The sequence below is a fragment of the Streptomyces inhibens genome (assembly GCF_003389455.1).
GTDB classification, from domain to species: domain Bacteria; phylum Actinomycetota; class Actinomycetes; order Streptomycetales; family Streptomycetaceae; genus Streptomyces; species Streptomyces inhibens.
In genome coordinates this window covers 1-10,220 of the sequence record NZ_QUAC01000408.1, presented here as the reverse complement: position 1 = coordinate 10,220, position 10,220 = coordinate 1, and the positions used below count along the sequence as shown (strand labels likewise).

General features: G+C 71.3%; 10 protein-coding genes. 3 read left to right on the top strand and 7 right to left on the bottom strand.

The annotated features are described in order from the left end of the window. A partial coding sequence (locus tag DY245_RS36170; protein WP_244943492.1) for a nucleotidyltransferase domain-containing protein occupies positions 1-848 on the bottom strand: 848 nt, incomplete at its 3' end. A 102-nt stretch (positions 849-950) separates the two neighbouring features. Here DY245_RS36170 and DY245_RS36165 point away from each other — a divergent pair. Continuing rightward, positions 951-2,294, top strand: a complete 1,344-nt coding sequence (locus tag DY245_RS36165; protein WP_128511330.1) for an MFS transporter — start codon at positions 951-953, stop codon at positions 2,292-2,294. A 185-nt stretch (positions 2,295-2,479) separates the two neighbouring features. On the opposite strand, the gene DY245_RS36160 is transcribed toward DY245_RS36165, so the two are convergent. Next, positions 2,480-2,836, bottom strand: a complete 357-nt coding sequence (locus DY245_RS36160; protein ID WP_128511329.1) for a MerR family transcriptional regulator — start codon at positions 2,834-2,836, stop codon at positions 2,480-2,482. Positions 2,837-2,934: 98 nt separating this feature from the next. Between DY245_RS36160 and DY245_RS36155 the strand changes: the two genes are divergently transcribed. Next, complete coding sequence (locus DY245_RS36155) at positions 2,935-3,723, top strand: amidohydrolase family protein (protein ID WP_128511328.1); 789 nt, start codon at positions 2,935-2,937, stop codon at positions 3,721-3,723. Positions 3,724-3,817: 94 nt separating this feature from the next. Here DY245_RS36155 and DY245_RS36150 read toward each other — a convergent pair whose 3' ends face one another. After that, the gene (locus tag DY245_RS36150) at positions 3,818-4,177 is read right to left on the bottom strand and encodes a GntR family transcriptional regulator (RefSeq protein ID WP_128511327.1); all 360 of its coding nucleotides are present in this window, start codon (positions 4,175-4,177) and stop codon (positions 3,818-3,820) included. Position 4,178: 1 nt separating this feature from the next. Beyond that, on the bottom strand, positions 4,179-5,093 hold the full coding sequence (locus tag DY245_RS36145) for a DUF1648 domain-containing protein (RefSeq protein WP_244943491.1): 915 nt from the start codon (positions 5,091-5,093) through the stop codon (positions 4,179-4,181). Positions 5,094-5,259: 166 nt separating this feature from the next. On the opposite strand from DY245_RS36145, the gene DY245_RS36140 reads away from it, so the two are divergent. After that, positions 5,260-6,789, top strand: coding sequence for a helix-turn-helix domain-containing protein (locus DY245_RS36140; protein WP_128511325.1), 1,530 nt, complete (start codon positions 5,260-5,262; stop codon positions 6,787-6,789). Between the two features lie 88 nt (positions 6,790-6,877). Here the strand turns inward: DY245_RS36140 and DY245_RS36135 are convergent, their stop codons facing one another. The 3 genes from DY245_RS36135 to DY245_RS36125 are packed head-to-tail and all read right to left on the bottom strand — an operon-like array spanning position 6,878 to position 10,199. Continuing rightward, the gene (locus tag DY245_RS36135; RefSeq protein ID WP_128511324.1) at positions 6,878-8,395 is read right to left on the bottom strand and encodes an ABC transporter ATP-binding protein; all 1,518 of its coding nucleotides are present in this window, start codon (positions 8,393-8,395) and stop codon (positions 6,878-6,880) included. Beyond that, on the bottom strand, positions 8,392-9,237 hold the full coding sequence (locus DY245_RS36130) for an ABC transporter permease (RefSeq protein ID WP_128511323.1): 846 nt from the start codon (positions 9,235-9,237) through the stop codon (positions 8,392-8,394). Before DY245_RS36130 ends, DY245_RS36135 begins: the two co-directional genes overlap by 4 nt. Continuing rightward, entirely contained in the window at positions 9,234-10,199 is a 966-nt protein-coding gene (locus tag DY245_RS36125; RefSeq protein WP_128511331.1) for an ABC transporter permease, read from the bottom strand. The genes DY245_RS36130 and DY245_RS36125 overlap by 4 nt, the downstream gene beginning before the upstream one ends. Between the last annotated feature and the right edge of the window lie 21 nt (positions 10,200-10,220).

The following is a 10,220-nucleotide window of genomic DNA, read 5'->3' as shown; positions in this document are numbered from 1 at the left end:
GGGTGGGGGCGGGCAGGGGGTGGGGGCTGGGGCGGCGTTGGGGCTGGGGGCGGTGCCGGGGCCGGTGTTGGAGTGGGTGTTTGGGCGGGTGTTGGGGTGGATGTTGAGGTCGGGGGTCCGTAGCGGCGGTTCCTGATGTCTGTGACGAGGTCCCTCGGGGCGCCGAGCTCGTCGAGGACGGCCAGCGCCTCGCCCTTGCTGATCAGGGTGCCGTCGCGCAAGGTGACCGTGGCGCGGGCCAGGGTCAGCAGCCCCAGGTCGACCCAGATGTCCTGGAGCCAGCGTTCCGGGTGGTCCAGGGCGGGCCGCCAGAAGTCCCGCAGGTCGGTGAGAACGAAGGCGGCGAGCTGTGCATCGGTCACCGGTGGGAGGGATGCGGCGGGGGCGTCACCGTGGAGGACGCGGCCGAACGTGTGGAGTTCGCGTCGGGTGACGGGGGTGACCGGACGGTGCATCAGTTCCTGGTGTGCCCAGGTGAGGTGGGTGCGTTCGGGGTCGGCGGCCGTCCCGTCGGCGACCAGGTAGCTGCAGTGCAGCTTCGCGGCGAGAGAGTCCGTCGTCTCCAGGGTCTGGTGAAGCTCGCCCAGGTGCCGCTCCTCCTCCGGCGTGCAGGGGCGGTCGAGGAGCGCGATCAGGTCGAGGTCGCTGCGGCCTTGCCGGTAGTCGCCGCCGGCCAGCGATCCGTGCGCCCAGAGCGCGCGCAGCGGGAGGCTGGATCGTAGGGATGCCAGAAAGCGGTGCAGGAGGTGGGCGGTCGGCTCGGGTAGCGGGGCGGGCCCGACTGGTGGGCCGGGCTCGGCTGGTGGGCCAGGCTCGGCCGGTGGGCCGGGCTCCGGGGCTGAAGTCATGACCGCAGTCTGGTCCGTACGACACGGCAACGGCAGGCGATTCCCTACGCGATCGATGTGCAACCGCTGCGCTACCGCGCACTCGACTCCTACGCTGACGGCGTGACGGAAACCCCGGAACCCGCGTCCCCACGCCCGCACTTATCCCCGTCCGCTCCCCCTGAAACCGCACCTCCCGAACCCGCACCTCCCGAACCCGCTCCCCCTGAATCCCCTCCCCCGTCGCTCTGGCGCGACCGACGCTTCGCGCTGCTCGCCGCCGCCCGTACGCTCTCGGTCCTCGGGAACGGCTTCGCCCGGGTCGCGCTGTCCTTCGCGGTGCTGGCGCTGCCGGGGGCCGGGCCCGGCCGGCTGTCGCTGGTGCTGGCCTGTCAGGCGGTGCCCCAGCTGGCGTTCATCCTCATCGGCGGGGTGATCGCGGACCGGGTGTCGCGCTCCCGACTGATGATCGTCGCCGATCTCGTCGGTGCGGCCGCATACGCCGGCCTCGCCGCCATGGTGCTGTCGGGGCATGCGCCGCTGTCGGCACTCTGTGCGCTAGCGGTGCTAGCAGGTACCGCCACCGCACTCTTCTCCCCCGCGATGGACGGCGTCATTCCGCTGATCGTCCCCGCCGGGCGGCTACAGCAGGCGAACGGGCTGCTGCGGGTCGGTATGAACAGCGCGATGCTGCTGGGGCTCGCGCTGTCCGGTGTGACCGTCGCGCTCGTCGGCGCCGGCTGGGCGCTGGCCCTCAACGCCGCATCCTTCCTGGTGAGCGCGGCACTCATCCGAGGACTTCGGCTGACCGCGAGCCCCCGCGCGGCGGCTTCGGGGTGGGCGGATCTACGGGACGGCTGGCGGGAGTTCGCCGGGCGGCAATGGCTGTGGGTCGTCGTCGCGCAGTACTCGGTCGTCGTCGCCGCGCTCAACGCCAACGCCGGGGTGCTCGGCCCTCTGGCGGCCGAACGCGATCTGGGCGGCGCGCGGGCCTGGTCGCTGATCGTCGCCGCGCAGGCGCTGGGCACCATCGCGGGCGCCGGACTCGCCGCCCGAATACGGGTACGCCGGCCGGTGCTGGTCGCCGTATTGGCCACGTTCCCGGTCGCCCTGCCGATCGCCCTGCTCGCCGTACGCGCACCGGTGCCGCTGATCGCGCTCGCCATGTTCTGCGCCGGGATCGCCACCGACATCTTCGGGGTGCTGTGGGCGACCACCATCCAGCGGGAGGTCCCCGAGGCGGCGCTGTCCCGCGTCAGCTCGTACGACTGGTTCGGGTCACTGGCCTTCGCGCCCCTCGGCCTGCTGGTCGCCGGCCCGATCGCGACGCAGATCGGCATCGGCCATACGCTCGCCGGCTGCGCCGCACTGATCGTCCTGGCCACGAGCGCCGCCCTGCTCTCCCCGCAGGTACGCCGCGTACGAGCCCCGAAGAGCGGTCAGCGGACGGCCACGGAGGAGCGATGACATCCAGGCCCCTGCCACGGTGTGACCGAGTGCTTCAGCTGGCGGATGGGCGTTCGACTTGGCGGGCCCGAGTCCTTCAGCCGGCGGACGAGAGGGTGGCCACGGTTCGAGAGGGTGACCACGGCTCTCACCTGCGAGAACTTAGCGATGCGCGGGACTCGGGCTCGGGCGCCCGACATCCGGTCTCAGTTCGCTGCGTTCTCGGTGGCGGCGATCGTCCGGCGCAGAAGGCGGCACGCGGCCTCCAGGTCGGCGGCACGCCGGTCGAGGACGTTCAGCTGGTCGCGGAGGCTGGTGAGAACGCCGGGACAGGGGCGCAGCGTCGCCTCGTCAAAGGTGCAGGGCAGGGCCTGGCGGATGATGCGGGTGGGCAGGCCGGCGGCCAGCAGGGCGCGGATGCGTCGCACCGTGTCCACCGTCCGGTCGTCGTACTCGCGATAGCCGTTGGCGCGGCGCTCCGAGTGGATCAGCTCCATCCGCTCGTAGTAGCGCAGCAGGCGCTCGCTGACTCCGGATCGGCGCGACAGCTCCCCGATCAGCACCGGCAGCTCCCTCCAGCTTGACCTTCCAACGGTGTCAGGGAGCAACAGTGCACTGGTCGGCCGCATTCCGGGCCGATCGTCAAGGAGGGAATGAATCATTGATCATCGATGCACACAGCCACGTCCACGACCCCGTCGAGGCACATGTGGGGCTACTGGACGAGGCCGGGGTGGACCGCGCCGTGCTGTTCGCCACCCGCCCACACCCGGAGCGGGCCGGTGACCTCACCTCGCTGCGCCGGGAGATGGCGATCCTGGACGAGGCCATCGGGGGCCGGGCCGGCACGGCCGAGGGGTATCGCGGCGCGTGGCGGGAATTGGACGCCGCACTCGCCGCACGGCCGGAGCGGTTCATCGGCTTCCTGTCCGTACCGCTGGACCTGGAGCCGGAACGGATTGCCGCGACCGTGGAACGCGAGGTCGTCGGGCGTGGGCTGCACGGGATCGGCGAGCTGACGCCGCCGCCGGGACGGGCAGGGATGATCGAACCGGTGCTCCAGGCGGCGACCGATCACGGCCGGCTGCCCGTGGTCGTGCACGGATTCGCCCCGACCACGGCGGACGATCTGAGGACGCTGGCGGCGCTCGCCGGCCGGTACCCATCCGTTCCGCTCGTGGTCAGCCAGCTCGGTGGCCTCAACTGGATGCAGGCCATCGAGCTGGTCCGGGACACCCCGAACATGTATCTGGAGCTGTCCACGGCCACCATCGTCTTCGCGGTCCGGCTGGCCATCAAGGAGATCCCGGACCGGACCCTGTTCGGCTCGGACGCCCCGTACGGCGACCCGGTCCTGGCCCGGGCGATGGTGGAGCGGGTCACCGGCCCGGGCGAGGTACGCGACCGGGTGCTCGGCGGGACGATCGCCGAATTGGCCGGGCTCGACTGAGGCAGGCCCGACGTCCCCAGGTGCGACCCCGACAGACTGAGCACTTCGGATGGCGAACCCCGCCAACTGGACCGCCCAGTCACACACGGGACGCTCACCTTCCCGCCAGCCCCACCCGCACCACCGTCACGATCTCCTCGTCGGAGAGTCCCAGGTTGCGGGCCTCGGCGATCAGCCGCTCGGCGGTCTCGCCGAGACGGGCGCGGGCGGGGGAGGCGGCGCCGGTGACCACAGCGCCGCGGCCGCGGCGGAGTTCGATCAGCCCCTCCTCCTTGAGGCGCTGATAGCCGCGCAGCACGGTGTGCACATTCACCCCGAGGGACGCGGCGAGTTCGCGGGCGGCCGGCAGCCGCTCCCCGGCGTGTACCGAACCGTCGGCGATGGCGCCGCGGACCAAGGCCGCGATCTGGTCGCCGAGCGGGACGGACGAGCCGGGATCGACCCGGAAGAGCACGTCAGCCTCCTTGCCGCGAACGCGCGCGGTCCGCATACGCATTGAGCAGCGCGGCGGCCGTCGCCGCGTCGTCGACCGTCACCACGAACTCCCTGCCGTTGGTCAGCCGCAGCACGATCCCCTCACCCGAGCGCAGTACGAGGCCGCTGCGGCCGGCCCGGACGCGGTAGCCCCAGCCGCCGAACTCGGCCAGGGCGGCGATCTGCCGGCTGCCGGCCTCGGCCACGCGGTCGAGGGGGATGTGCCGGAAGCGGATGCGGTAGGGCAGCAGCGTCGACGCGATGGACAGCCCGCGTCGGTCGACCGTCACCCGTACCGAGCTGACGGCGACGACCACAGCGCCACCGACGAGCAGGCTTGCGCTGGTCAGCCAGTCGATGAGGATGCCGACGACGAGCCCGGCGCCGAGCAGCACGACGCCCAGCGCGACCAGCGGGGGTGAACTGATGGTCCGCGACCAGCCGGCCGACATACCGGCCGGCAGATCGAGCCGGGGTGCCTCGCCGAATGCCGGATGCTGTGGCCGGAGCGCGGGGCCGGCCAGCAGCCGTCCCAGCGCACCGGCGACCAGGGCCACGGCGAGCACCGCAGCCACCTGCCACAACGGCAGCCGGACGGCGGATGCATCGGTGACGTCGGCGTTGTCGAGCAGCGTGAGACAGAAGGCGAAGCCGAATCCGGCGGCGGTGGCGTATCCGCCGGCGATCAGCCAGTGCGCACCGGTGGCGGGCACCCGTAGCTGGATGAGCAGGCCAAAGCCGGTGCCGACGACGAGGAGCAGGACAAGGCACCCCGTCAGAAAGCCATGGGTGGAGGAGAAACCGTTGGCCTGGCCGTCGGCCTCGAAGTGGGTGGCGAGCGGCTCAGGTAGCCGGCCGGAGACGGAGGTGTAGACGGCGGCGAGGGCCGCGATCACCGCGACGAACGGTAACGCGGCAATCCAGGTCCGAAGGGGGCCGATTGAGGGTGGGGCGGAACGCAGTGCACTCTTCATGACAACCTCTCAGTTGTTCGCATAATAGTAGAACAACTCAACCGCCGGCAATTGCGCATCCATCTCATATCTGAGATACGGTCGCCCCATGGCAGACGACTACCTCGTACGCATCGGCAGGCTCATCCGTGACGCCCGGCAGCACCGTGGCTGGACACAGACGCAGCTCGCCGAGGCTCTCGGCACCAGCCAGAGTGCGGTCAACCGCATCGAACGCGGGAATCAGAACATCAGCCTTGAGATGATCGCCCGCATCGGCGAGGCGCTCGACAGCGAAATCGTCTCGCTCGGCTACGCCGGGCCGATGCATCTGCGGGTGGTCGGCGGCCGCCGGCTGTCCGGCAGCATCGACGTGAAGACGAGTAAGAACGCCTGCGTCGCGCTGCTTTGCGCCACTCTCCTGAACGCGGGCCGCACAACTCTGCGCCGGGTGGCCCGCATTGAGGAGGTCTATCGCATCCTCGAAGTGCTGGGCAGCATCGGCGTACGTACCCGGTGGATCAACGACGGCAACGACCTGGAGATCATCCCGCCCGCGGAGCTCGACCTCGACTCGATGGACACCGAGGCGGCCCGCCGCACCCGCAGCGTCATCATGTTCCTCGGTCCGCTGCTGCACCGGATGGACCACTTCAAGCTGCCGTACGCGGGCGGTTGCGACCTCGGCACCCGGACCGTGACCCCGCACATGACGGCGCTGCGCCACTTCGGCCTGGAGATCACCGCGACCGACGGCACCTACCTCGCCGAGGTCGACCGCAGCGTCGCCCCCAAGCGCGCGATCGTCCTGACCGAACGCGGAGACACCGTCACCGAGAACGCGCTGCTGGCCGCCGCCCGGCACGACGGCGTCACGGTCATCCGTAACGCCTCCTCCAACTACATGGTCCAGGACCTCTGCTTCTTCCTGGAGGAGCTGGGCGTCCGGGTGGACGGCATCGGCACCACCACGCTCACCGTCCACGGCGCCGCGCACATCGAACGCGATGTGGACTTCGCACCGTCCGAGGACCCGGTCGAGGCAATGAGCCTGCTGGCGGCGGCAGTTGTCACCGAGTCGGAGCTGACCATCCGCCGGGTCCCGGTCGAGTTCCTGGAGATCGAACTGGCCGTCCTGGAGGAAATGGGCCTCGACCACGAGCGCAGCACGGAGTACGCCGCCGACAACGGCCGCACCCGGCTCATCGACCTGACCGTCCGCCCCTCCAAACTCCAGGCCCCCCTGGACAAGATCCACCCGATGCCCTTCCCGGGCCTCAACATCGACAACGTCCCCTTCTTCGCGGCCATCGCGGCCAGCGCCCAGGGCCAGACCCTCATCCACGACTGGGTCTACGACAACCGCGCGATCTACCTGACGGACCTGAACCGCCTCGGCGCCCAGGTCAAACTCCTCGACCCGCACCGCGTCCTGATCGACGGCACGACCCGCTGGCGCTCCGCCGAAATGATGTGCCCCCCGGCCCTCCGCCCGGCCGTCGTCATCCTCCTGGCCATGATGGCCGCCGAGGGCACCTCCGTCCTGCGCAACGTCTATGTCATCAACCGCGGTTACGAGGACCTGGCGGAACGCCTCAACTCGATCGGCGCACAGATCGAGATCTTCCGGGACATCTGAGAGGCGGTGGCAGCGCTGCCCCGAGTGCCCGCTCGGGGACGGAGGCATGCCGCTCCTGCCAGGTCTTGGACCAGGAGCGGCTGCCTCTTCATCGCACCTCGGCGGCGGCGATTCCCTCGCGGCGCTCTGCTGGGTGGACGCGTCCTTCGTGGAGAAGGTGGATGGTGTCGGTGTAGGCGGTGACGAGATCCAGTTCGTGGCTGACGAGGACGAGGGTCAGTCGGCGTTGGGTTCGGAGGTCTGTCAGGAGTTCCATGACTGCTGTGGCCGTGGCCGGGTCGAGTGCGGAGGTGACTTCGTCGCAGAGCAGGAGGTCGGGTTCGGTGGCGAGGGCGCGGGCGATGGAGGCACGCTGGCGTTGTCCGCCGGACAGCTCGTGGGGGTAGCGGCGGGCGAAGTCGCCGGGCAGGCCGACGTCGTCGAGGAGTTCACGGACGCGTTCGGGCATCTCCGACTTGCTGACGGTCCGGTGGAGTTGCATGGGCCGGGCGAGGGATGCGCCGATGGTGCGGGCGGGGTTGAGGGCGCCCAGGGGATTTTGCGGGACCAGTTGGATGCGGCGTTGCTGGTCGCGGTTGCGTTTACGGGCGTTGGCGGGCAGCGGCCGGCCGTTCCAGGTGAGGGTGCCGGCGTCCATCGACCGGAGGCCGGCCAGTGTCCGCAGGAGGGTGGTCTTGCCGCATCCTGAGGGTCCGATGATGCCGGTGGAGGTCCCTGCCGGTGCGTGGAAGTTCGCGTCCTGCAGCGCCCGGTGAGTGTGGCCTTTGTGGGTGAAGGCGACCTGTAGCCCTTCGGCGCGCAAGCCGTCGGTAGGGGAGGTGGCAGGGCCGGGGGCCTGCGGCCGGTCGGCCCGTCGGGGCGGGCCGCCACGGGCCGGGGCGGCGGTGGTGGGGGCGCTGAGAGTGGTGACGGTGTCGGCGCACGCTTCGACGACGTGGGGGTCGTGGCAGGCCAGGATGATGGCGATGCCGCGGTGGGTGGCGAGGTGGCGCAGGAGGCCTGCGATTTCGTCGCGCAGGGCGGTGTCGAGTCCGGCGGTGGGTTCGTCCAGCAGGAGCACGTCGGGTTGGCGGGCCAGCGCGCGGGCCAGGGCAAGCCGGCGTTGCTGCCCGCCGGACAGGGCGCCTGGGCGGTGATGGGCGAGGCCATCGGGCAGCAGGCACTCGGTCATCAGCGCCGCGACGGCTTCGGGCGAGGGATCGGTGGCGACTTCGGCGATCAGGCGCCGGGCGTTCATACGGGGGTTGAGGGCGGATCCGGGGTCCTGACCGACGTAGGCGATGCGGTGGCGGCGCAGGGTGCGCAGTGCGTCGGGCGTGAGCGTGAACACGTCCTGGCCGAGGGCCTCGACGGAGCCGGATGTGACCTGAGCCCCTTGGGGGAGGTCTCCGATGATGGCGCGGAGCAGAGTGGTCTTGCCGGAGCCTGAGGGGCCGGTGAGAGCGGTGATCTGGCCGGCGCACAGGCTGAGGCTGGTGGAGTGCAGCAGGGTCGGGCCGTCGGGGAGGCCGATTTCGAGGTCGGTGACCGTGACGGGCGGCAGGGTGTCGGTCAGGGCCAAGGGGGTGTCCTGGGGTGTGGGCGCGGGGCGGCCGGTGGTGGTCATCGCAGGGCGGCCCTCCGTGCGGTGGCGGGCGCCAGCGCGTTGGCGGCGAGGTTGACGCTGATGGCGAGCAGTCCGATGGCGAGGCCGGGTGCGACGACGGCCCAGGGGTTGAGGAGGATGCCGGGTCCGTTCTCACGGATCATCAGGGCCCAGTCGGCTTCGGGGGGTTGAGGTCCGAGTTGGAGGAAACCGGCCATGGAGATGACGTAGACGGCGTCGACGAAGCGCAGGCCGAACAGGGCCAGGACGGTGGCGCGCAGATTGGGCAGGATTTCCCGCAGGGCCAGGTGCCCGATGCGTTCGCCGCTCGCGGTGGCCGCTTCGATGAATCCGCTGGTAGCCAGGGGCGCGGCGGCACTGGCGACGATGCGTACGGCATACGGGGTGCCCAGGACGATGGCCGCCAGGGTGATCGCGATGCGTCCGCCGCCGGGCCAGGCCAGTGCGAGGAGCATGATGCCCAGTACCGGCGGCAGGAGGATGGCGGTGTCCGCGGTGCGCTCGACGAGCCGCCCGAGTCGCGGGCTGAGGACGGCGAAACAACCGAGCAGAGTGGCCAGGAGCGTGACGACGACCGCCACGAGCAGGGCGCTGCCGATCAGTGCGCTGCCGCCGTGCAGCAGACGGCTGAGGACATCGCGGCCGAGCTGGTCGCCGCCCAGGGCGGCGTCCGCGCCGGCTTCGCCGTAGGGGGCGGTGACGGGTTTGTCGACGGGGTGTGCGGCCAGCAGCGGTCCCGTCACCGCTACCAGGACGAGCAGGACGGCGGGGATGACGGGCAGGAGGATCCGCGGCCAGGGGCGGCGCGCAACTCGCCGGCCGGGGAGCGCGATGGCGGTCATGAGCGGGCTCCCAGGGTGCGGGCTCGGACGAGGTCGGCCAGCAGGAGGATCACCGTGATCAGGGCTGCCGCGCAGGCGACGACGGCGGCGATGACGGGGGTGTCACGGTCGGCGACGGCTCCGGACAGCACCGTGCCGATACCTGGGTAGTTGAAGAGGGTTTCCACGACGACGGTTCCGCCGAGCAGCATGCCGGTAGAGGTGGCGATGCCGGTGGCGATGGCGGGCCAGGCACCCGGCAGGGCATGGCGCAGCAGGACTCGCCGGGTGGGCAGGCCGTCGAGGTAGGCGGCCTCCACATGGGGCGTCGCGGCCTGGTCGGCGAGGGCACCGCGGACGATGCGGGTGTTCCAGCCGGTCTGGGGGACGGTCAGGGCCAGTACCGGCATTACGAGCATGGTCCAGCTGGCGGGGGCGCCGTCGGCGCCGGTGACCGTGGCGGCGGGCAGCCAGCCGGTCCACAGGGACAGCAGCAGCAACAGGCCGATGGAGACCACGAATTCGGGCAGCGCGAAGGCGGCGGTGGAGGTCAGGTCCACGACGCGGTCCACGACGCCCTTGGGGCGGGCGGCGGCCCAGATGCCGAGGGCGAGCGCCGCGAGGACGGTCAGGACGAAGGCGGTGGCGCCGAGCAGGACGGTGTTGGGCAGGGGTGCGGCGAGCAGATCGGTGACGCGCTCGCCGCGGGCGGAGGTGCCGAGGTCGCCGGTGGGCAGGGCGGTGATCCAGTCCCAGAAGCGTTCCCACACCGGCCGGTCCAGACCGAGCAGATGCCGGCGGGCGGCGATGCCGGCGGCGCCCTCGCCGCGTTCGGAGGTGGCCGAGGCCGCGTCGCCGGGCAGTACCTCGATTGCGGCGAACACCACGGCTAGCAGCGCCAGCAGCATCACGATGCGTTTGGCCAGTACGGCGGCGCCCCGTACGGCCAGTACGCCGGCGCGGCGCGCGGCCGAGGCCGCCACGGGCCGCGTGGCGGCCTCGGC